The following is a 23,216-nucleotide window of genomic DNA, read 5'->3' on the forward strand; positions in this document are numbered from 1 at the left end:
AACGCGATCTTACTCGCGATACTGGTGTATTCTTATTCTCTTTCATCCGGACTATAACCGTCGGCTCTGGCATCTCACCAGATCTGCTGACCTCGACGAATCGAGCGCTCGCGGGCTCACTTGAAAAAGTATACCGCCGGTGGGGAATTTCGCCCCGCCCTGAGAACAATTAAAAATGTGCCACTTCATTCAAGTTGTGAGGAAGTGGAGCTAGGATAGTACTGCGAACTGAATAGCTTGGAAAGTCGATTCCATCTGTATGATGGAAAAGTGTGCTATCGACGGAAATAATCTGTGCGAATAAAGTGATCAATCTGCTGCGGCACGAAGGTGTTGTAAATCAGACTCGTATGCGTTTGCTTCACTTCGATATGATCTTGCATACCGTCCAGTCTTGTCTCTTCTACGGTAACCGTACCGTCCGACATGGTGTTGTCATTACGGATCAACAATGGGCGGGCACCAATCGGCACTGTTCCTGCGATACTGCCGAGTTTTTGCGGAAAAGCCCACGCATCATCATGTTTGTTTAATCCGTGATGTGGTGAGTTTCCTAAAATTGCACCCAATCCGAGATCTTGAATCCGACCTACTATGGACGCGCCTTTAAGAGGTGAACCGATAGCGACAACATGAGAGATTAAGCTAGTGGTTGGTTTTCTGTTGGCGAGATAGCGCTTAATCATTAAACCTCCCAAGCTGTGCCCCACGAGCACGTTTGCGGTCAGTGGATTAAGCGAATGGTCAATAGAATCAAACAGTGAAGACTCATCGATAGCAACAGTGTTATAGCTGAGCACTTGCGTTTCGTATCCGAGCTTTCGCAGCTTTTGGCTAAGAGGCTGCATGACCAGACCATGCATATAAAGACCATGTAAGATGATGATTTTCATAATACCTCCTAGATTTATGACGTCGTAGATATCCTACTCTAATTAACAAAGAACTACTTGTGCTTTGTGGTGCATATTTACGTTTTGCTGCAAAGTTTGATCGGTATAGCAAGCGTATCAGCCCAGTAAATCCTGTACTTGTTGTTGCAATTGATGACGATTTAAAGACGCTGGGCTTAACACGTCACCGATAACAACATCCACTTTTGACCAAAAACGAGTCGGTCGTTTTGTGAGAGCATGTCCGTCTTTGTGGCTGAAAAAAGAACCCCAAAGCCCTTTTAGTGCCATAGGGATGACAGGAACAGGGTTACGTTCAAGGATTTTTTCCACTCCAGGGCGAAACTCACCCAATTCACCGTTAGACGTTAAACGACCCTCAGGGAAGATACAGACAACCTCACCGTCGTTAAGCGCTTGTTCAATCTGTTCAAATGCTCGTCGGTAAGTATCGGCACACTTACGTGGAGAGCAGATAGGGATAACACCGGCATGACGGAAAACATATTTAAGAACAGGCAGCTCGCTGATGGATTTGTCCATCACAAAACGAACCGGGCGCGTAGAGGTTCCCATCAAAATCAACGCATCGACATAGCTAACATGGTTAGCCACGATTAACGCAGCACCTTGTTCAGGAATATGTTGGCGCCCCTTTACTGACACACGATACATACAATGGCTGAGTAAATAACTGATAAAGCGTTGTGTAAATTCCGGTACTTGACGATAGACATAGATTGCCACGAAGAAGTTACCTATTGCCATCATGGCAAACAGTTCCACAATAGAAAGCTCTAGTACGCTGAGTACAACGATCGAAACCAAAGCAGACACCACCATAAACAACGCATTCATGATGTTATTAGCAGCAATGGCACGTGCACATTCCCCTTTGTTTGAACGCGATTGGATGAACGCATAAAGAGGAACAATAAAGACACCTCCACTGACACCAACAAGGAACAGGTCAATCATGACGCGCAGATGTTTGGATTCAGCAACGAAGCTTTGCACATCATAAAAGTGCACCGGAAGTGATGGATAACTTGGGACTGCCCATAGCAAGTCGACGCCAAAGACTGTCAGACCAAGGATACCGAATGGCAAAATACCAAGCTCAACGTGGTTGAAAGAGAGCTTTTCACACAACCAAGAGCCTGTCGCGATACCAATGGAAAATAATGCCAACAGTAAAGAAACGACAGTGCTGTCTGCAAACAAATGTTCACGCGCAAAGTTAGGGAATTGAGTCAGGTAAGTCGCACCCATGAACCAAAACCAACTGATGGCTAGAACAGACATCCAAATGCCTCTCTGTTTTTTTGCCACTTTTAACGTGTTCTTTAAACCAGAAATCGGTTCAAATTTCGCTTTGTCATTTGATTGGCTAGGCATCGTTGGAATATTCACACTGCTCATAAAACCAAGCAAAGACAAGGCAATCACGACACAAGAAGCAATCAAGGTACCATTAGGAATGGCTAACAGCAGGCCTGCGCTAAGCGTACCTATAAGAATCGAAAGGAACGTGCCCATTTCAACCCAAGCATTTCCTTTAACAAGCTCATTTGGTTTGAGCGCTTGTGGTAGCAAGGCGTATTTTACGGGACCAAAATAGGCCGATTGAGTGCCTGTCATAAACAGCAGAACCAGCATCAGCATAGCACTTTGGGTAGCAATAGCGGTTGCTGCGCAAGACATGATAGCCAGTTCGATGAGCTTTAGACGTCGGATTAATTTGGCTTTGTCCATGCTGTCAGCGACGGTACCAGCATGCGCAGAGAATAGAAAGAAAGGTAGGATGAATAAGCCTGCCGCCAAATTAACAAATAGATTAACGGATATTGGTAAGTTATCAATTTGGCTGTATGTCACCATCAATAACAGAACGTTTTTGTAGATGTTGTCATTGAGTGCGCCAAGACACTGCGTCACAAAGTAAGGAAAAAAGCGTTTTGAGAAAAACATGCTGGCTCCGATTAAACAAAGTCGAATGAGATGGGAGCACTTTATGCTCAATGAACGATTAAACCAGCTTTCTCTTTCAAGTGACGTTGTATGCCACCAAAAGTAACTAAATGCGTTACTTTCATTTCCATTTGTTTATTGAGTTACTAATTTCGAGACTTCTGTGTAGGTTTTCTTTCCCATGGTTCAAACAGAGGGAACGTCCAGCGACGCATCGCAATAATCAGAGAGGTGCCGTGCTTTTCGTCCATATCGAGAGAGCTATCACTTTGGCAAGCCTGATAAAACTCATCGATGACCTTTTGCAGTTTCTGTTGCAGCTTCTTGTTGGTTGGTACGCTCATCAATCCTGTTGCCATGGACAACTGTTCATCTTCACCCGAAAAGTAGCTTTGGAAAAAGGCGTCTTGAACTTGCTGTTGGAAGAACCGTTGAATAGGGCCGCCCATCTGCCACTTAAATGTCGGAGATATACGCAAACGAATTTTGTTATTTGGCTGTAAGTCGATGATGTTCAGGCGATCCAAATGAGCAAGCTTTTGTACCAGTTCCAACTCATTGAAGGTATATTGCTGAACTATTTGTTCAAACTGATAGCCATTTACAACACAGATCGCCACGAGCAGCAGGGCTTTATCGTCAACCAGCTGCTTTTCTTGCTCTAACGTTAGCGACTCTAGACCTTTATTGTGCGCAGCCGCGAGCTTAAACAGTTCCGCCATTTCTAAACCAATCAATTGGCAAATTCGTTCTAAGCGCTCAAGGCTAATGTGTTGACCTTCAGCGAGTAAACGTTTGACGCTTCCTTCACTTAAATCAAGGTGTTGTGCAACATCGACATAATGCAGCCCTGCTGACTTTAGCTGGCGTTTAAGCTCTTTAATTAACGTATAGCTTTCAGACATTTATGCGGTCACCTCATCGTGCAACTGCTTCAGGTACGTTTGCATAAAGGCTTTCCGTTTATTGGCTTCAAGTTTTGCAGACTCCGTGTTCATGGTGTCGACAATTTTAAACAACTTGGTTTGGAAATGATCTACGGTGAATTGCTTGTCGTTGAGTTCGCGCTCTTTAGCAAACATGTCGTTATCGTTGTAAAGCTGAGCGTTGAAATGAGTGCTGACTTGAATGCATCGCGTAACGCCAATTGCGCCTAAAGCGTCCAGACGATCAGCATCTTGGACGATTTGTGCTTCCAACGTGTTTGGCCTGATGTTGGCGCTAAAGCTGTGCGCCTCTATCGCATGAGCGATGGCATCATGGTAGTGCTGAGGGTATTGAATACTCTCTAAATACGCGATGGCTTTTTTGGCTGCAATTGCAGAGCTCTGCTTGCGATTTGGATGATCTTTCGGGTAGGTGAAACAGTCATGCAAATAAGCTGCTGGTAACACAATGGCTATGTCTGCATTTTCCTCGTCGCAGAGCTGTTTCGCTGTTTTGACCACGCGTTTTACGTGTTCAATATCATGGGCCGTATCAACTTGCATCTCTTGCTGCATAAATTCCAAAAACAGCGGCTCAAACTGGCTTAATGACGTCATGGTTAATATCTACAACTAAAATGAAGCCAGAAGTATGCCCAACGCTAAGAAGAATTTCCAAGTGCGATGGTGTAATTGAGAATTAGCCACCAGATTGTTGAATATCTGAGTGATGTCAAGAAGTGGGATTAAGAGCGCTGTCACTGATTCCATTTGAAAGGTTAATAAGCAGTGAAATGACTGAACTTTCCGAAGGTTTCTCTCCAGACAAGACTATTTCAAACAGACATTTTTATCAGTGTTTCTATGAGTCATTAATTTTATAAATGTGACTCAGTAGCACAGAAAACTTGGGTCTATAGATTGCATTTTTGAGTGATCTCAATTCCATTTTTATAGTTGTTTAGTGTGGTTTTTGTAATCTTGATCATGATATTTTTACTTTCAGAGCGATAGGATTCCGCGCAAATGGTGAGTTAACTGAGTCGATGATATGCAGGATTTATATGAGCTAGAGCGTAAACTGGTCGAAAATGGCGCAGATATGAAAGGCTTAAAAGTGGTACCCGCGGTCGTTGATGAAGAAGGGCATGTTGTTTATCTGGGTAATAGTCCATCCATGATCAGAAACATCATTAGTTGTCGAAGACAATTAACGCAACGTACTAAAAAATAGTAAAAGGGTCTGACTAAATAGTCAGGCCCTTTTCGTTTCGGTCAGTCTTTTTAAGAACTTTAGCGCTTGAACGTCACTTGTTCTGGTTGTTCAAGATGAATACGAGTTGTCGCAGGTTGTGTTTCTGCAATGACTTTACCGTGACGAACCGAGTAACGAACAGGTACTTGGCGACGTACTGCATCAAAGCCATTTTCAGCAGGAAGAATCAGTAGGCTACCTGGTTTGCCTTCTTCAATTCCGTACTTGTCTTGAATGTTCAATGTACGCGCTGAGTTGGTGCTGATGAGATCGAGTGAGTGATTAATTTGCTCGTAACCCATGACCTGACATACATGCAGGCCCATGTGCAGCACTTGCAGCATGTTTGCTGTACCAAGTGGATACCATGGGTCGAATACGTCATCGTGTCCAAAGCAAACGTTGATGTTTGCATTTAGCATCTCTTTCACTCGTGTTACGCCGCGACGTTTTGGGTAATCATCAAAGCGGCCTTGTAAGTGAATGTTCACCAATGGGTTTGCCACGAAGTTGATACCGGACATGCGTAATAAACGGAACAGGCGAGATGCATACGCACCGTTGTAGGAACCCATTGCCGTTGTGTGGCTTGCCGTGACTTTATTCCCCATATCAAACTTGTGCGCTAATGCTGCCAGTGTTTCAGCGAAGCGAGATTGCTCGTCATCGATTTCATCACAATGTACGTCGATCAGACGGTCGTATTTTTGCGCTAATTCGAACACGTAGTGCAGCGATTCAATGCCATATTCGCGTGTGAATTCAAAGTGTGGAATCGCGCCAATCACGTCCGCCCCAAATTTGACGGCTTCTTCTAGCAGCTCTTTGCCATTTGGGTAAGAGAGAATACCTTCCTGCGGGAAGGCGACGATTTGGATGTCTACCCATTCTTTCATCTCTTCACGTACTTCTAGCATCGCTTTGAGAGCAATAAGTGTTGGATCAGAAACATCGACGTGAGTACGAACGTGTTGTACGCCGTTTGCGATCTGCCATTTTAAGGTTTGTTTTGCGCGCGCTTTCACGTCTTCAATCGACAGCATTTCTTTGCGCTCAGCCCAACGTTCAATACCCTCAAACAATGTGCCAGATATGTTCCAGCTTGGCTCGCCGGCGGTTTGCGTTGTATCTAGGTGAATGTGTGGCTCGCAGAAAGGTGCAACCGCCATGCCGCCTTCAGCATCTATGGTGTCACCGTTGTGATTAAGCTCCACATCGTTGCTTTCAATGCGCTTGAATTGACCATCTTCAATCAAAATTTGCTGCAGACCTTCTTGTCCTTTTAGCGTTACGTTTTTGATCAGTAGTGTTGTCATGATGGTTCCTTACGCTGGCTGTGTAGCCAGTGCTTTTTTGTTGAGAATAGGATTAAGAATTAGGAAGCTAATTGCGCCGCCAAGTACAGCGTTAATCGGTACTACGCCAGGAAGGAAGTGTCCCGCACCAACGCCAATCGCTACAGCGATAATGCCAGCCCAGTTTACGCTTTGGAACTGGGCGGCTTCAAAGTTTGCGTAGCGTTTACGGTTCGTGAAGAAGTCAGCGATGATCACGCCGCCAATCGGTGGAATTGCCAACGATAAGAAGGTCAGCCAGCCAACAAAGTTATTGTAGAGCCAGAGAGCGCAAAGTGTGCCAACAAGACCGTTCGCCATCGAGATGTATTTACTTGGTAAGCCTGTGATGTTGGAAAATCCAAGACCTGATGCGTAGAGCGCGTTGTCGTTGGTCGTCCAAATGTTTAACCCAAGTACGATGATGGCAGGAATCAATAAACCTTGCGCAATCATCACTTCAGAGATGTCTGATTGACCAGTCACCGACGCACCTGCCGCGCCAAAGATAAACATTAACGAGTTACCGATGAAAAATGCCACCATGGTGATCATCACGGCGCTGCGCGGCTTTTTGCCAAAGCGTACGAAATCTGCCGTTAATGTGCCTGCACTAACAAAAGAGCCTACAACCATCGCGAGAGCCATTGAAAAGTCGAGTGGTTCGGTTGGTTGAACTTGTTGTAGTTCGCTAATACCGCCAACGCTATTTACTGCTTCTACGACAGAGTAACCGCCAAGTAGCGCAATAGCAGGAACGGCGATTGCTGACAGCACCATCAGTGCTGAGATTCCAAAGTAAACGGTCGCGGTCATGAGCAAACCGGAGACAAGGATCAAAGTATTGGTATCGATGCCCGTTGCTTTATGCACCGGAATCGCAAACATCGCGACACCAACTCCAAACCACCCAACTTGAGTGCCGCCAAGAAGAGCAGAAGGAAGCCAAGAGCCTTTAGAACCAAAAGAGAAACGAGCAAGAAGGTGAGTAGAGAGACCAGTAGAAGCGCCGATGTAACCGAGGAAAGAAGTGTAAATACCGAGGATTAGGTTACCGATGAGAACAGCGAGGAAAAAATCATTAAAGGAGAGCCCAGTACCGAGAGAACCACCTGTCCACATACTTGCGGAGAAAAAAGTGAGTCCTAACATCACCATGGTTAGTGACGCCACGCCTTTTCTGGCCGTGTTGGGAACTGGTCCAAGACTGTAGTTATTGTCTCCAGCCATTATTACCTCCGCAAAGTAAAAGATTAAATTATAGCACCTGATTTTCAGGTAAACGGCGCGTATTATCGTGATGTAAATTCGATAGTCAATGATAAAATTGAAATTTAAACGTTTACTTGGTTTCGTTTGTATTTTTTATTGTTAAATAACAATAAGTTGAATGAGTTGTTCTAAAAATGAAAAATGTATTTTTACGTGTGTTTTTATGATTTCTTGACGAGTTTTCTGCGTGAAATGAATGTTTTTTACTACTATTTGTGCTTATGGATAAAATTTATCTATAACTCTAGATTGTTCAGTCGATTTCTATGAAAAGAAAACGATTTCATGATGAGTGTTTTGGTTTGGGCGTTATTTGTTCTTTTTTTGGTGTGTTTTCTTGGTTTTATTTATGTTAGGTAGTTTGTTTTTGTTGAAGTCGGTATTTCTGATGGTTTATTGAAGGAAATTTTGAATTTTATAAACAGTAAACAGTAAACAGTCGGTTGAGGGCAAGATAAGTACAATAGAGATCGGTCGGAGGATAAAGGAGAGCAGTAGCCGCATAAAAAAATAGCCAACCGCAAAGAGTGCGATTGGCTTATATACATGTGAACAAAATCAAGTTCACTAACAACGTCAGTTGGCTAGGTGACCCTCGGCTTAAGAAGGGTCAATTTATATAATGCAGTTACTGTGCCAACTTTTATATGCCCGAAAATCGTGGTTTCTGTGACATATGTTGCTTAAACTTTGAATGTTTTTGCAATTTGCAAGTGCGTTATGCAATTTGTCTCTATTATGCTAATGATTGATTAATAAACAGTGGGCTTTTTAGAGCATGACTAAACTCGCCGTTCCCAAAAAGGCGAAAAAACCAACCACATCTGTCACTGTCGTTAGAATAACCGAGCCTGCTAAGGCTGGATCCAATTTGAACTTATCCAGAATAATGGGTATCAACACGCCAAACAAAGCTGCGGTAATAATGTTGACGATAATGGCCAGTGCGATGGTTCCGCCTAAAACTGGCGATTGGAACCACAATCCGGCTAACCCGCCGATAATCAGTGCCCAAGCAATGCCGTTCAGAGAGCCAATACCCAGTTCATTTTTCAATAGCTTGAAACGGTTACCTGGAGTGATCTGATTAAGCGCCATCGCACGAACCATCAGAGTGAGCGTTTGGCTGCCCGCGATGCCACCCATCGATGCAACGATTGGCATGAGCACGGCCAAAGCCACCACTTGAGCAATCACATCTTCAAACAGTCCGATAGTGACAGAGGCTAAAATTGCAGTCAGCAAATTGATTCCCAACCACACGCCACGTTTTTGTGAGCTTTTTAGTACTGGCGCAAATAAGTCATCGCCTTCATCCATACCAGTACCGGCCATTAAGCGCGCTTCGTAGATTTCTCGTTGAGTACTTAATGCAAATTGCCAATCGACCTCACCAATGAGAGTTTGGTCAGCATCTGTTACGGGGAGCGCGGGTAGGGCGCTATGCTCTAACGCCTCTACCGCTTCTGGCAGTGTCATTTTGCTGTCCAACACGGTAACGGTTTCAATCTCAAGTGTTTTCAAACGCACGCCTGAATCACTTCTTAAGATCTCGTAATAGTTTACTGCGCCACGGAACTGTTTGTTTCGGTTAATCAGGTACACTTGCTGCGGCGTATCGTAGCTGTAGCGTTCCATCAACTGCTTTGCGGTTCCAACCGTTATATTGAACGGCAGCGTAATGATTTTACGCTCCGCCCAGCGACCTAGCTCATCGTCTTCATATTCATTCGCTTGGTCGTACAGTTCAAGCTCGTCTTTTTCAATTAAAGCGAGCGCTTCATTGATGATGGCCTCTGGTAACGAGTCTGCCCATTCGATCAACGATAAGTTGTCGAGTTTAGCGAGGGTGAGTTTCAGTTCGACTTCAGATAACGCATTGATGATAGAGAAACGTACATCGGCACGCATCTCTGTCAAAACGTCGATATGAAGTTCTAACGGCAATGCTCTCCATAACCGAACACGGTCTTCGATAGGGAAAGCTTCGAGGATCAGCGCAACCGCGCCGGGTTCGAGACCCGCTTCGATAGATTCATTGAGCGTTGCGACTTGATCCGATTCTTCGGCTTGGCCAATTTGTTGGATTAGAGTGGAGAGATCTTGAAACTTGCTCACCGAGCCCCCGATAGTTAATTCGTTTTCATGGATAAAGTTGTGGCGTCATACGTGACAAATCAGCCAGCTAACTTTGCTTATTGACCTTATGTTCATTAACCATAGTCAATAAATCTCAATAAAGTGGGCTGTTGATGACGCAGAATAACTGCTCAAGGTACTTGAAAGTGACAGAAAAACAATAGGCTATCCACTATTGATCTTGAGATATGGTTGCACTAATCGACGAATGTTTACTTTTGCACCGATTCGAGCGGCGAGCAAATACATGCCACCAATTTTTCGGTGCAAGAATATGGCATCGGCTGGTGGGGTATGCCAATAATCTTGCTCCATACTCAGAATTGTTCCAGCTTCTCGCAGTTTTTGCGCCAGTCCGCTGGCTTTAAAGTCATAAGCTTCATCAATTAGCATGGGTTCGCATGCCATTTTGACCAAATCTAAAATCGCCATTCTCTGTTCTGGTTTGATGCTTTGGGCGAAAAAGCCTATTTGCTCTAAAGCATCGTTGAGCCCTTGTTCGTCATCGTTCACGACAGATGAAAAGGCTTGGCGATAACCGGAACTAAAACGTTCACTGTATTCGCGAGTTGCGCCAAAATCTAACAGCCCGATTTGTTTACTTTGTTCAAGATAGAGGTAGTTTGCGAAGTTTGGATCGGTTTGCACCATTTTGAATTCGAACAGTTCTTTAAACAGCAGTTCCAACAAATTGTGCATTACAAAGTCGCGAGTTTCTTGATCGTAGTTTGCGATTTTCTCTATGGGCGTCCCTTGAATGAACGACATAGCCAGAACGGATTGGGATGAAATTTCCGGGTAGATTTTTGGTACCACAAAATGCGGATGGTCTTGTAGAGCAGCATGATATCTACAGGCAAACTGAGCTTCTCGCTCATAATTGGCTTCGTCGTGCAGCTGTTTTTTCGCCTCTTCCAACAGTCCTTTATAGTCAACTGACTCAGGGATAAGGCCAACAATTTTCAAAAGCGTACCGACATTATCGACGTCGCTGTCGATGCTCTTTCTGATACCGGGATATTGCACTTTTACTGCCAAATTATCGCCAGCATCGCTGTAGGCTTGGTGAACTTGCCCTATGGATGCACTCGCAATAGGTTTGAAGTTGAAAGCAAGAAACGCGGATTTCCACTGTTCACCAAGTGCATTTACCATCACGCTGTTGAGCTGCTTTGATGGCATTGGATCGGCGTTTGAACGCAATCTGGCTAAAATCTCGGCCAACTCCGGTTCAAGAATATCTCCGGCATCCATCGACAGCATTTGACCAAGTTTCATGGCTGCGCCGCGTAAGTGCGCCAGTTGATCGGTCAGTCGTGCAATATTTTGAGGGGTGAGCAAAAGGTCTTTTGCTTTCGGTCGGTTGCCTTTGGCGATTTGCTTGGTGCCTTCAGCAATAACATTGCCCGCAACTCTTGTTGCAAGCGAGGCAAATTTGCTGAATCTAGAAATACGGTGTGTTGGTAGGTTTCTTTCCTTTCCCGACATAACTCTCTCCTATTGCTCATGGTTTGTTATACGGGAAATTGAAGCCTTTGGATACAAAGTTACGAGCACCGCGGGCAGGACCAGCGGTGATTTACGAGAGTGGGTGAAAGTTGCTATTGAGAGCGTTAGCAAAAGTGAGAGGGTTAACAACAGGAGCTCTTAGCTGAGTTTCTCCGAAGCGTACCAGCGGTTAGGATAGGCGCTGCTGTAATCGGGTTCTTCGATGCCTTCATACAAATCCGAACATGGTTCAAGAGGCCCCACGACGGTTCGATATGGCAGTACCCCCGCCCAAACCGGAATATCCATATCTTGAGCGTCGTCGTTGACACCAAAACGACTGATTTTTACCGATGCTTCCTCTAAAGAAATACGCAGAAGCATGGTGGCGCTGAGCTCTTTCTCGTTACTCAAACGGACATGTTCTGTTCTTCCCGGCGCGATTTGTTCGAGAAAGTGGTTCAGTAAACGATCTTTTTCCTGATTGTTTTCAACAGTTTCAAACTGACCAAACACAACCGCACTGCGATAATGCGCGCTGTGGTGAAATGCGGAACGCGCCAATACCCAACCATCAAACAAGGTGAAGGTGAGACATGTCGGTTGGCCTTGTTTGAGGGAGCGTAACAGTCGGCTGTTATTTGCGCCGTGGATGTATACAAAATCATCGACGCGCCAAGCTAACATAGGGATAACCACTGGCCCTGACTCGTTGGTGATTGCAATATGGGCAATTAGGCTTTCATCAATAATCGTGTGCAGCTTTTCAACTTCAGTCACCGCTTTATGAGCGCCTTTTTTTATTTCTGTTCTTTTTGTATTCGATAGCATGGTGGTCTCCCTAACCAACTCACAGTAATGAGAAATAGTCATTTTTTTCCTAAGCGTGTCGTTGCAATGTAGCGTTTAACTGGTAGCTTAGAGAGAGCCACTTTTAAACTATGGATGGATCCAATTTGTCGTTAATCGATGTGGGTGATTTGTGCGTAAAAACAGGCCGCGGTACGCGCCAGCAGTCTGTATTTTTTGCAATAAGGGATAAGATTGTTCGAGGGCTTTGGCCCAAGAACGGCAAGCTACCGTCGACTCGTAAACTGGCACAAGAGTTGAACCTTAGCCGCAACACGGTGATTTCTGCCTACGAACAGTTAGTTGCTGAAGGGTACTTGGTCAGCCAGCGTGGCTCTGGTTTTTTTGTTGCTGTTGAGTTGCCAGAACAATACTTGCCTGAAAAGTTGCCAACTCAAGCTGCCAACCTTCCGCCAGCGGCGTTGGATGTGAATGCGAGTTTCGCGCCTGGTGTACCCGATTTATCGCTTTTTACAACCGCTTTGTGGCAAAAATATCTCAATCGTCACTTATCCCGTACGTGTCTGCTAGGCAATCAAGACATTCAAGGTAGCTGGGAGCTTCGATGCGCTTTGTCGGATTACTTGGCGTCGAGCCGTTCAGTGAACTGCACGCCTAGTCGAATCATCATCACGTCAGGCGCGCAGCAAGCGTTGTGTATCGCCACCATGGCAACATTAACGTCAGGAAGTAGAGTGCTAATGGAACAGCCAGGTTATGCGCAGATGCGCAAGTTGATCCTGTTTCAGCAATATCAATTTGAACCGTTATTCGTAAGACAAAAAATGGGTTTTGATATTGATTCCGTCACGAAAAGTACTGCAGATGCACTCTATATCACGCCAAGTAACCAATATCCGATGGGGACGACTTTAAACACTGAGCAGCGAGCACAAATCATTGAGTGGGCATCGAACCAAGAGGCTTGGATTCTTGAAGATGACTACGACAGTGAATTCCAATTTGCACATCGTCCATACACCAGTTTGCAAGGGTTAGCCGCACAAATGGGCCGAGACGAGCGAGTGTTATACATCGGCTCTTTTAGTAAAGTCATGTTTAATGGTTTGAGGCTTGGCTATCTCGTTGTGCCTGAATCGCTGGTAGATAAATGTTTGATGGTGAAAGACGCACTTAGTGGTGATACACCAAGTCATATTCAAGCCGCGATGGCGGACTTTATCTCAGAAGGAAGCTTGCTGCGACATATTCGTAAAATGAGGCGAGTGTACAAGTCGAAGCACGAACAAGTCTGTTTCTCTATTCAGCATTATTTTGGTGACAAAGTTCGAGTTATCAGTCAAGCGGCGGGGCTGCACGTTACGTTGAGCTGGCAACAAGGGATTGATGAAAACACGTGGACGCAACGAGCCAAAAAGGCGGGCATCATGATGCGCCCTGTTAGTTTTTATGAGCATCCCGATTTTAAAGCACGAGATTGGCAGGGCGTCGTGATCGGATATGGGAATGTTCGTCTGGATAACATTGACCCGTTGATTAAACGCCTCTTTGAGCTATTTGACGTCTGAAGTTATTCGACAATGCTCGAGTGTCGTTTTTGTCGCCATTGTTTCCACGGCAGAGAGAGCAGCGCAAAAATGCCAAGAGCGTAAAGCATAGACCAACCTAAACAGATGAACACGCCTGTACATAACACTAAAGAAATCGCCGCGAGGGCTTTTCCTAGTCCGTGCAGCAATTTGTATGCAGCTAGCATTGCCAATAGATAAACCAAAACAAAAATACTGTTGGCCAGCTTTAGGAAAAACTCTAAATCGAGTTTGGATAACGACCCAATCACACAAGACGCAAGTAGCACCGCACCGACTAAAACCGTTGCTGATGAAGGTACGCCTCTACGCGAAATTTTAGCCAGTGGACTGTTTGGACGATGTTCGCGCGCTTGAGCCCAAACCATTCTTGATAGGCTTTGGGTATATAAGTTAACGCTGGCAAAGCACGCAGAAAATCCGATGATACTGATGAGCCACTTTGCGCTATCTCCCAATAAATGGGCGCTTAACCAAGGGATGGAAGCATTATCGAATTGTGCGCTGCCATAAGCACCAAACTTTAAGATGACAACAGAACAAGCCCAGTAAGTTGCACCAGCAACAAAACAGCCGACGATAATCGCGATTGGGAAGTCCCGTTGCGGATTCTTAAATTCTTCGCCCATGTGAGCGAAGGCTTCGATGCCAACAAAGCACCAGAACATCACGCCAAGTGCCGCGGTGATAGGCCAAATGGACTCTGTTGTGAGAGTAGGCATTGAAAGATCTGCGCTATTGATTTCGCCTTTAAACAAAAATGCACCAACCAAAGCAAAAACACTCAATGCGATGATGGTTTGCAAGCGCCCTGATGATTTGGTGCCCAATAGGTTGACCAAGATGAGCAGAAAAACCGTCAATACTTGCGCAAATAAGTGGTTGTTGATTGGAGTAGGAAGCAGTTGTTGAAGAAAACCTGCTGCAAGAGCAATCGCGGCAGGTACGCCAACGGGAATCACACTGACAAATAGCCAAGCGACGCTGCTTTCCAATCTCGAGTTAAAAGCTTGACGCACAAAGAATGCCGTGCCGCCAGCATTCGGGTAGCGCTTACCAAGTTGGGCAAAAGTCAGCGCAATTGGACAAATCGCGATGAATAAAAGGACCCAAGCCCACAAAGAAAAATGGCCAGCGATTCCTGCCGCGATAGCGGGAATCATAAACAAGCCTGTTCCCATCAAGGTTGTGGACAACTGGGCGATACCGGAGATAAGAGAGATGTCTTTTTTTAGCTGTTCCATGCGTTTCTCGGAGGTTTTATTTAAGTGCGCGTTCCATGCTGCGCCTTAATTGGACTTTGGGTTGAAGATAGAATATCTGAACTCCAAAAAACAAAATGCGCTTGTTCACCGTCAATATGACGGTTGTTTTAAATAAATCCAACAAAATGTTGGTTTCTTATGCATTTAGAATCGGTATAGAATAAGAAAATTAAGGGAAGCTTGGTATATTTATGGACAAATTTGATCACAAGATCATTGATATCCTCCGGCATAACGCGCGGTTGTCGGTCACCGAGATTGCGGAGAAGGTCAATTTATCTCGCTCAGCCGTCACGGCTCGCATTCGCAAGTTAGAAAATGACAAAGTCATCTTAGGTTATCACGCTGAAATTGCGCCTCCAGAGGGGGATTCGATCTGTGCCTACTTCGCATTGAAATTCGACACATCCATATCATCTTACTACTGTGAATCCTATGCTGATGAGTTGTATAAAATTGATGGTGTGAAATGGTGCCATGCAATCAGCGGCGAAACTGACATGATGGTATTTGTGGAAGTCCCTAACATGAATCGGCTCAATGAAATCCGAGATCAAATTCAACGCTTTCCTGAACTGCGTCATTTGATGACGCATACGGTTCTGACCGAGTTTTTTAATACGACCGGAAACAAGTTCGTAAAGTGAAGCATCAAGTGGATCGAGAATGTTAAACAACATCAATTTAAATCTGCTGAGATCATTGCATGTGCTGCTTGAGGAGTGTCATGTAAGTCGCACTGCCGAGCGCTTGCACGTAACTCAATCTGCGGTCAGCCGTCAATTAGCCCAGCTGAGAGAGCTTTGTGGCGATCCATTACTTGTCCGTCAGGGGAACTTGCTCATACCCACACCTCGAGCGTTAGCGTTAAAAGCTAAACTTGATGATTTGCTGTCTGAGTTTGATCATCTGCTTGATGATAAACCGTTCGAACCGGCAGATTGGCAAGGTGAGTTAGTTGTCGCGTCTAGTGACTATGTTGCTCAGTACGTCCTTCCAGATATCGCTTCTCATTTCAGTCAACTCGCGCCGCAACTGGATATGGCTTATCGCTTATGGCAACCAGATTTTCTCGATAAGTTGCATGAACTGGGTATCCACATCGCATCGTCCATGTACCCTTCAAAACCAGAAGGCGTTTCAAGCGTGAACATTGGTTCTGATACCTCGGTGTGTTTGATGAAAGCGTCACACCCGCTAGCGAGTTGTAAAGAGCTAACGGTGGATGCTTTACTCAGCTATTCGCACATAAAAGTCACGGGTGGTGGCGATAAAGATTCAAGCACCGACACGGTTTTAAAAGAGATGGGGTTGGCGCGACATATCACATTTAAAGTCCCATTTTTCTCGGCGGCGGTTAATCGCCTAGTCTCAAGTGAACATTTGATGGTCGTCCCTGAGCATATCGCGGTGAACCTCGCTAAGCATTGGAGTTTGGCACATAAACCTCTGCCATTTGATACTCAAATCCATCAATACTGGCTGATGTGGCATCCAAAGTACGATAACGATCCTGCGCATCGTTGGATACGGGAAACGATGCAAAGCGTTATGCAGCAATCAGAATACTCTATTCACTAGACTATGAGTTTCAATCATGACTTTCATGATTAACTTTGATTTCAGTTTATATCACCTCTATTGATAAATTAACGTCAAAGAGGGGAGATTTTTATGACACTAACAGTTTGGTTATCACTTTTTACAGTCTGTTTATTAGGGGCTATGTCGCCAGGGCCTAGCTTAGCGATCGTTGCTAAACATGCTTTGGCTGGTGGACGAATGAATGGTTTGGCAACGGCATGGGCGCATGCTTTTGGGATCGGGATTTATGCGTTTATCACGTTGATCGGTCTTGCGGTTGTGCTGCAGCAGAGCCCAATGCTGTTCAAAACCATCAGTTTAGCGGGCGCAGCTTATTTGGCTTACTTAGGTTTTAACGCGCTGCGATCCAAAGGTGGAGTGGCCGCCAAGTTGGAATCTGGTGAGGAAACGACCGTACTTCAATCTGCTAGAGAAGGTTTCCTTATCTCTATTCTAAGTCCTAAAATTGCACTGTTCTTTATTGCTTTGTTTAGCCAGTTTGTCGCGCTTGGAAATGATCTGAGTAACCAAATGATCATTGTTGCGACCCCTTTTGTTGTCGATGGCTTGTGGTACACCTTTATTACTTTGGTGTTATCAAGCTCCAGAGTGGTCGATAAAATTCGCTCCAAAGCGGTTCTCATTGACCGACTATCTGGCGTTGTGCTTATGCTCTTAGCACTAAGAGTGGTGGTTACGGTTTAGGACTTTCAAGACACTCGATATAACAAACCCAAAGGCAGCCAATAAGCTGCCTTTTTGTTATCTCAAGTGTTGTTTATGAGACATTTACTTATAGTAAATGTGGCTTATAATTAAAAATTATTTTTATCAATAAATGTTACTTTGGTTCATTTTAAAGTAAACAAAACGTCAATTGCAGTTATGACTTGGAAGTCATAAGTTATAATCAAAGCAAGAGCTCACTTAACACTTATTGCGAATCAGTCGCTTATTAAGGTGAGAAAACTTGTTTAAGTAAACGGATTTTCCTCTTACTTATCCCTACTTGGGATAGATATTTTACAATTGTTGAAGAAAGTGAGAGAAAAGTGCAAAAAGTAACTAGCTTGATTCCGATCGTTGTTTTACTTGGCCTATTTAGTGCTGGGTGGATATTTTTAACTGGAAAAAGTGCATTTGAGTTCTTCACTCTTCTCGCATTTATATTAGCTGGTATAGGGCTTCTGGCTATGGTTTTGCTGAGAGTGGATCCTAAGCACTTCAATTTCGTTCTAGATAAAGTAAGCGAGATTAAAAATGAAGGTAGAGACGCTTTTTTAGAAGGACGCTCTAAAGAGTCCAACCCGTACGCTGGAGTCGATAGAGAGCTTTGGGATACTGGCTATGATGAGATGAGTAGACGTGCTTCTGGCGAGAAAAAATCTAATTAACTGTGTACCGGGGAAATACGTCTGAAAATAAAAAAACACCCAGCTTGTGGGGCAAGTCTGGGTGTACGCAAGAAGTTTCTCAGGAACATTAGGGGGAAGAGAAACACAGTAATTTCGTTATCGGCGAACCTCTTTAAATTCACCTTCGATGGCATCGGCTTTGCCAGTATTAAACTCATACTCTTCATGCATTTCTTTTTGCATTTTCCGTACGCGTTTTTCAATTCGTTTGCCTGTGATCAGGGCTGCGATGGTCAATGGAATCGCCATGATTAGGCTAAATACTAATGCGAAAAAGCCAGTAATCAGTGCCAGTGCAGTAACAATAATTCGATTCATAATCATGACCTCTTTTCAATCTATGTGTTCAGATTAACGCTGCGAACATGAACAAAACATGAATGGTTCTGTTTGCTTTGTCCGGAGATTGTCAAATGATACGAACGAAAAAGCGCCTGAGGGTCATCAGGCGCATAAACGGGGAATCAATATTAGTACTGCGCAAAGCGCTTATTATCAGAACAAATGTTGGGTTATTGCTCGTTACCCATTGTGGTTAACGTTGTGGAGCAAAGTTCACCTATCGAGGGAATGTTTGGTAACGGACGCCCATCATTTGTTCCATACAGTGCACAACTTGGCAGCTGTATCCGAATTCGTTGTCGTACCAAATGTACAGTACGCAACGCTTGTCTTGTGCGATAGTCGCTTGACCATCTACAACGCCAGCATGGCGAGAGCCCACTAAGTCTGTAGAAACGATTTCAGTTGAATCTGTGTAATCAATCTGCGCTGAAAGCTCAGAGTTGAGAGCCATTTCGCGTAGGTAATCGTTCAGAGAGTCGCGATCAACATCTGTTCCTAGGTTAAGGTTTGCAACCGCCATTGATACGTTTGGCGTAGGTACACGAATTGCGTTACCTGTTAGCTTACCAGCTAGCTCTGGCAGTGCTTTTGCTACTGCTTTAGCTGCGCCAGTTGAAGTTAGAACCATATTCAAAGATGCACTGCGACCGCGACGGTCACCTGAGTGGAAGTTATCGATCAGGTTTTGGTCATTCGTGTAAGAGTGAACGGTTTCAATATGGCCCGAAAGTACGCCGTATTTGTCGTTCAATGCTTTTAGAACTGGTGTGATTGCGTTGGTGGTACAGCTCGCTGCAGAGATGATGGTGTCATCTTCTTGAATCACAGATTCGTTAACGCCGAATACAACGTTCTTGATGTCGCCTTTACCCGGAGCCGTTAGTAGTACTTTCTCTGCGCCTTTACATGCTAAGTGTTGGCTCAGACCTTCAGAATCACGCCACACACCTGTGTTATCAACAACAAGTGCATTGTTGATGCCGTACACAGAGTAATCTACATCACTAGGATTGTTTGCGTAGATGATTTGAATGTAGTTTCCGTTAACGATAAGCGCTTTGCGCTCTTCATCAATCACGATGCTGCCGTTAAATTGACCGTGTACAGAATCACGACGAAGTAGGCTAGCTCGTTTTTCTAAATCACCTTTCTTACCGCCACGAACAACAATTGCGCGCAGTCGAAGTGGGTAACCTGGGCCACTCTTTTCAATAAGAAGACGAGTCAGTAGGCGACCAATACGACCGAAACCGTAAAGCACAACATCGCGAGCGGCTAGAGAAGAGTCGGCATCACGCGCGCCTTGAAGTGCAGTTTGTAGGAAATCGTTTAGTGCTGCTGTATCTTCGTGCTCATTCCAATACTTAGTTGCCAGTTGACCAACATCAACGCGACATGAAGAAATGCTCATTTCGCACAATGCTTGGATGATCGGCATTGTGTGCTCTAGAGAAAGAGGGCTTCCAGTGTATCGTCTTGCTACGCGGTGAGTTTTGAGAATGTCGATAGTAGTGGCGTTGATAAGCGTCTTACCAAACAGAACCACTTCGATTCCTTTTTGACGATATAGCTTACCAATAAGAGGGGAGATAGATTCAGCAATCGTTTGGCTCGTTTGCCAGTCTTGGAGATATTTCTCTGGACTCATTGTTGTATTGGACCTTTCACGTTTTGAGGGCTAACCATACTCACTACTGTTACCTCAACGGTAGAGTGTGGAGTTTGGTGGGTTATGTAATCGGGTTGTAATAATTATGTGTGCGAATTCTAAGGTGAGAGTTCTTATTCTGCTAGGAAAATTAATACCAGTTAAAACTGCTAAGTAGGGCATTATTTCTGGTTGATTAATGTGACTAAAGCGGGGTGTTTGTACTATTGACTTTTAATAACTTGCTGACTTTTTTTGTAACGATAACGAATAGCTTCAAAATCTAAATGTAAATAGCCTCGATTCTTTTCTAGATTAATGTGATCTCACTCGATAAGACAACGGGAGTGGTAAACATTCAAATGATAAATGTCTGTTTTACATTTTGCTGCTTAGGTATGACTTGGATTTGAGCGTTTAGGTCATTTTTTGATGATCAAAAAACTTGCTTTGAATCACAGTTTAAAACAGGCACCTAAACCCGCCGTAACCCTATATCCCTAGTATTACTAGGTGAAATGAGAGTGTTTTTTAACTCATCAATATCCATTATTAATGTGTGAAACTAGTCTAGTATTAAATCAGTAGGCGTTCGTAACACATGGAAAGATGGATGCTGAGATTATCAATCAAAACACGTTTAGCGTTGTTAGCGTTATTACCCGCAGTGGTGATCGTTGCTTTTGCGATCCACCAGTTTTATGCCAATTCGGTGCGAGTCGATCACCTCAATCAAACCGTAAGCAACATACAGGGATTCCAGCTGATATCTCAGGCTTCGCACTTTATCTACAGCATGGAAAAAGACAGACGCCAATACGGTCAGGAAACGCCTTTAAGCATCGAAGTGGATGTCCAAAATAATGTGGTGCTCTCCATGCATCATAAATTTTCCACTAATCCACACACTTCCGAGTACGCCGATGATTTAAAAGAGGCGATGCTTGGTATGGTGTCTGGGGATCTTACCAACACAGATGAAGTGGGTGATTGGGCGTTTCAGTTGTTGCAAGAAATGTCGCTTTCCTTGCTACAAAACTATCAGCTGTATGGAAATAGCGATGGGCACGCCATGCAGAACTTTATTGCTTACCTTGCTCAATTATCTTATTGGACGCAAAAAGAGGCTTGGCTGACCTACCGTTTAGTGATGGATCCAGATGCGAAGCTGAACCAAAGCGTTTTTTTTCAAACCATTGATCGTCAGCAGCAAAATCTAGATGCATTTTTGCATTTGGGGGCATCTTATGCGCATGTCGATAAACTGCTTGGCCTTTTCAGCTCCCCCCGCTATCAACGTAATTTGGAATCAAGAGCGAGGCTGATGAATGGCGACATGCCACGCAGCGATTATGCGGCTTACCTTGACGAACTCGATTTTCGGGTTCAGCGATTGCAAATGATGATTGAAGGATTTACTCGTCAAGCTGAGCAATCCCTACTTACTCAAGTCAATGAGCAAAAACGAAATGTATTGCTCATTACCTGTGGTGTTGCGGTAGTTTTTCTCTTGCTTGGCTGGCTGGGGGTTGCCACTTGGTATCGTGTTAACAGCAAGATTGGCGCGATCATTCATGCTCTTAATGCCCTAGTTAATGAGGAAGAAAAAGAGAAAAAAGTCGCAGTCGATGGTAGTGACGAGTTCACTCTCTTTGCGCAGCAAGTCAATCGTGTGGTGGAAGAAAAGCAGAGACAAACTCACGAAATACTGCACGCCAAAGAGTCGGCAGTGGCAGCCAATAGAGCAAAATCTGTATTTCTGGCCAATATGTCCCATGAGATTCGAACGCCGTTGAATGGCATCATGGGGATGACTGAAATTTTGTCGCAAAGTGAGCTATCTCCTCATCAACAAGAAGTCGTGGATGACATTGATACCTCTTCCCACACGTTGCTTGCACTGCTAAACGATATTCTAGATCTGTCTAAGATCGAGTCGGGGCGCCTCGAATTGTCGTTGGTTGAAGCTGACATTCGCGAAGTCGTTTATCAATCGGTGATTTTGTTTCAATCTAAAGCCACGTCCAAACAGCTTGAACTCGATATTTCATTGGATGAAAACATTCCGGCTCGCGTGATGGTCGATGATCATCGCATCAAACAGATCATTACTAATCTGGTTTCCAATGCCGTTAAGTTTACTGAACAAGGCTATATCTCAGTCGAAGTGAGTTACGAAGAAGCGTTAGAGCAAGGGCGAGGTTCGCTCACATTCCTTATCAAGGATTCGGGCATCGGCATTGAAAGGGACAAACTGGCGACCATTTTTGAACCGTTTACTCAAGAAGACGAGGGTGTTTCGAGACAGTTTGGCGGAACAGGGCTAGGGCTTGCGATTTGTCGCCAATTAGTGTCAATGATGGGAGGCAAGCTAGTGGCAACCTCGACCAAGGGGGGGGGCACATGCTTTGGTTTTTCAATAGAAGTAGAAGCGTTACCTCTCTTTGGTTGGCATTCCGATGTGGTCAAAAGAGGGCTCTTTATATGTGATAACTATGCTTATGCAGAGCAAATTGTCCAAGAGTGTCGTTTGGCTCAAATTGAGCTGGTAGGCGTTAACTCACTTTCGGAAGCAAAAGCGCTAGATGAAGATTTCGATGTCATTTTCTTATGTAATGACGGTCAGATGGATATTGATAGCTGTTTGAGTGAACTGGCTGAAGTTTATGATGTTCGTCGAGTAGTAGTGTGCCAGCACCATTTGACGAGCTCTTATACAAACGCGGAAAACGTGCATGCCGTGTTGACTCAACCATTCTTGGGTAATCGATTCAAACATGCCATCGAAGAGCTAGCTAAGCTCGAGAAGAATACATTGCGTGACAATGTCACAAATATTGCATCTCGCGCTGAATCTAAAATATCTCGAACTCATCGAAGAATACTGATTGCCGAAGACAATCTGATGAACCAAAAAATCGCGAGCTTTTTCTTAGATAAAGCAGGGTACGACTACTTAATTACGAGTAACGGACAAGAAGCGCTGGATGCCATCACCAAAGGTGAGCAGTTTGACGCCATTTTGATGGATTGTATGATGCCGGTGATGGATGGCCTCACCGCGACAAAAGAGATTCGCCGTTGGGAAAAGAAAGTGGGCTGCAAGAAAACAACCATCATTGCTTTGACCGCGAGTGTGTTGGAAGAGGACATTCACAATTGTTTTGCTGCGGGTATGGATGCGTATTTGCCAAAACCGTATAAATCTAACCAGTTATTTGAGTTGTTTAATGAACTAAAGCTTGCTTAAATCGCACTGATAAGCCGAATTCATTACGGCTT

Annotated in this window: 19 protein-coding genes and 1 riboswitch; of the genes, 7 read left to right on the forward strand and 12 right to left on the reverse strand. The window is 44.5% G+C overall.

Translation table 11 applies throughout. The features are described 5' to 3' along the window. Nucleotides 1–30 precede the first annotated feature (30 nt). Nucleotides 31–171: riboswitch (FMN riboswitch) on the reverse strand. A 104-nt stretch (nucleotides 172–275) separates the two neighbouring features. The 4 genes from ACF8OV_RS19280 to ACF8OV_RS19295 all read right to left on the reverse strand — a co-directional run bounded on the left by ACF8OV_RS19280 (nucleotide 276) and on the right by ACF8OV_RS19295 (nucleotide 4,408). Then, entirely contained in the window at nucleotides 276–893 is a 618-nt protein-coding gene (locus tag ACF8OV_RS19280) for a hypothetical protein (RefSeq protein WP_015313450.1), read from the reverse strand. Between the two features lie 117 nt (nucleotides 894–1,010). Then, nucleotides 1,011–2,864, reverse strand: a complete 1,854-nt coding sequence (locus ACF8OV_RS19285) for an MFS transporter (protein ID WP_274055992.1) — start codon at nucleotides 2,862–2,864, stop codon at nucleotides 1,011–1,013. Nucleotides 2,865–3,010: 146 nt separating this feature from the next. Continuing rightward, complete coding sequence (locus ACF8OV_RS19290) at nucleotides 3,011–3,769, reverse strand: helix-turn-helix transcriptional regulator (RefSeq protein WP_005463422.1); 759 nt, start codon at nucleotides 3,767–3,769, stop codon at nucleotides 3,011–3,013. Then, nucleotides 3,770–4,408, reverse strand: coding sequence for an HD domain-containing protein (locus tag ACF8OV_RS19295; RefSeq protein WP_203504474.1), 639 nt, complete (start codon nucleotides 4,406–4,408; stop codon nucleotides 3,770–3,772). It abuts the gene before it with no gap. Nucleotides 4,409–4,841: 433 nt separating this feature from the next. Between ACF8OV_RS19295 and ACF8OV_RS19300 the strand changes: the two genes are divergently transcribed. After that, complete coding sequence (locus ACF8OV_RS19300; protein WP_005463425.1) at nucleotides 4,842–5,024, forward strand: hypothetical protein; 183 nt, start codon at nucleotides 4,842–4,844, stop codon at nucleotides 5,022–5,024. Nucleotides 5,025–5,083: 59 nt separating this feature from the next. Here the strand turns inward: ACF8OV_RS19300 and ACF8OV_RS19305 are convergent, their stop codons facing one another. From ACF8OV_RS19305 to ACF8OV_RS19325, 5 genes are all read right to left on the reverse strand, one after another. Continuing rightward, on the reverse strand, nucleotides 5,084–6,361 hold the full coding sequence (locus tag ACF8OV_RS19305) for a cytosine deaminase (RefSeq protein WP_140097627.1): 1,278 nt from the start codon (nucleotides 6,359–6,361) through the stop codon (nucleotides 5,084–5,086). Between the two features lie 9 nt (nucleotides 6,362–6,370). After that, entirely contained in the window at nucleotides 6,371–7,609 is a 1,239-nt protein-coding gene (gene codB / locus ACF8OV_RS19310) for a cytosine permease (protein ID WP_020838069.1), read from the reverse strand. Between the two features lie 813 nt (nucleotides 7,610–8,422). Then, nucleotides 8,423–9,769 carry a magnesium transporter gene (locus ACF8OV_RS19315; RefSeq protein ID WP_020838068.1) on the reverse strand — a complete coding sequence of 449 codons (1,347 nt, stop codon included), beginning with the start codon at nucleotides 9,767–9,769 and terminating at the stop codon, nucleotides 8,423–8,425. Between the two features lie 186 nt (nucleotides 9,770–9,955). Further along, on the reverse strand, nucleotides 9,956–11,278 hold the full coding sequence (locus ACF8OV_RS19320; protein WP_060658769.1) for an AarF/ABC1/UbiB kinase family protein: 1,323 nt from the start codon (nucleotides 11,276–11,278) through the stop codon (nucleotides 9,956–9,958). Nucleotides 11,279–11,437: 159 nt separating this feature from the next. After that, nucleotides 11,438–12,109: a pyridoxamine 5'-phosphate oxidase family protein gene (locus ACF8OV_RS19325; RefSeq protein ID WP_025625853.1), complete on the reverse strand. Its 672-nt coding sequence runs from the start codon at nucleotides 12,107–12,109 to the stop codon at nucleotides 11,438–11,440. Between the two features lie 110 nt (nucleotides 12,110–12,219). On the opposite strand from ACF8OV_RS19325, the gene ACF8OV_RS19330 reads away from it, so the two are divergent. Continuing rightward, nucleotides 12,220–13,656, forward strand: a complete 1,437-nt coding sequence (locus ACF8OV_RS19330; protein WP_274055990.1) for a PLP-dependent aminotransferase family protein — start codon at nucleotides 12,220–12,222, stop codon at nucleotides 13,654–13,656. Nucleotides 13,657–13,658: 2 nt separating this feature from the next. On the opposite strand, the gene yjeH is transcribed toward ACF8OV_RS19330, so the two are convergent. Then, nucleotides 13,659–14,921 (reverse strand): L-methionine/branched-chain amino acid transporter, encoded by a 1,263-nt coding sequence (gene yjeH / locus ACF8OV_RS19335; protein WP_020838064.1) that lies wholly within the window; start codon nucleotides 14,919–14,921, stop codon nucleotides 13,659–13,661. 212 nt (nucleotides 14,922–15,133) lie between these two features. Here yjeH and ACF8OV_RS19340 point away from each other — a divergent pair, with 212 nt between their 5' ends. The 4 genes from ACF8OV_RS19340 to ACF8OV_RS19355 all read left to right on the forward strand — a co-directional run bounded on the left by ACF8OV_RS19340 (nucleotide 15,134) and on the right by ACF8OV_RS19355 (nucleotide 17,920). After that, nucleotides 15,134–15,589, forward strand: coding sequence for an Lrp/AsnC family transcriptional regulator (locus ACF8OV_RS19340; protein ID WP_005463448.1), 456 nt, complete (start codon nucleotides 15,134–15,136; stop codon nucleotides 15,587–15,589). A 19-nt stretch (nucleotides 15,590–15,608) separates the two neighbouring features. Continuing rightward, nucleotides 15,609–16,523, forward strand: coding sequence for a LysR family transcriptional regulator (locus ACF8OV_RS19345; RefSeq protein ID WP_017447356.1), 915 nt, complete (start codon nucleotides 15,609–15,611; stop codon nucleotides 16,521–16,523). Nucleotides 16,524–16,616: 93 nt separating this feature from the next. After that, on the forward strand, nucleotides 16,617–17,231 hold the full coding sequence (locus tag ACF8OV_RS19350; protein ID WP_005463452.1) for a LysE family translocator: 615 nt from the start codon (nucleotides 16,617–16,619) through the stop codon (nucleotides 17,229–17,231). A gap of 347 nt (nucleotides 17,232–17,578) precedes the next feature. Beyond that, nucleotides 17,579–17,920, forward strand: coding sequence for a hypothetical protein (locus ACF8OV_RS19355; protein WP_049877971.1), 342 nt, complete (start codon nucleotides 17,579–17,581; stop codon nucleotides 17,918–17,920). A gap of 117 nt (nucleotides 17,921–18,037) precedes the next feature. On the opposite strand, the gene ACF8OV_RS19360 is transcribed toward ACF8OV_RS19355, so the two are convergent. Continuing rightward, entirely contained in the window at nucleotides 18,038–18,265 is a 228-nt protein-coding gene (locus ACF8OV_RS19360; RefSeq protein ID WP_392404388.1) for a hypothetical protein, read from the reverse strand. A gap of 235 nt (nucleotides 18,266–18,500) precedes the next feature. After that, on the reverse strand, nucleotides 18,501–19,934 hold the full coding sequence (locus ACF8OV_RS19365) for a glyceraldehyde-3-phosphate dehydrogenase (RefSeq protein ID WP_005499319.1): 1,434 nt from the start codon (nucleotides 19,932–19,934) through the stop codon (nucleotides 18,501–18,503). Between the two features lie 613 nt (nucleotides 19,935–20,547). Between ACF8OV_RS19365 and ACF8OV_RS19370 the strand changes: the two genes are divergently transcribed. Then, nucleotides 20,548–23,184 (forward strand): ATP-binding protein, encoded by a 2,637-nt coding sequence (locus tag ACF8OV_RS19370; RefSeq protein WP_274055988.1) that lies wholly within the window; start codon nucleotides 20,548–20,550, stop codon nucleotides 23,182–23,184. The last annotated feature ends 32 nt before the right edge of the window (nucleotides 23,185–23,216 follow it).

This window comes from Vibrio sp. GLN_1, assembly GCF_043106015.1.
In the GTDB taxonomy this organism is placed as follows: domain Bacteria; phylum Pseudomonadota; class Gammaproteobacteria; order Enterobacterales; family Vibrionaceae; genus Vibrio; species Vibrio parahaemolyticus.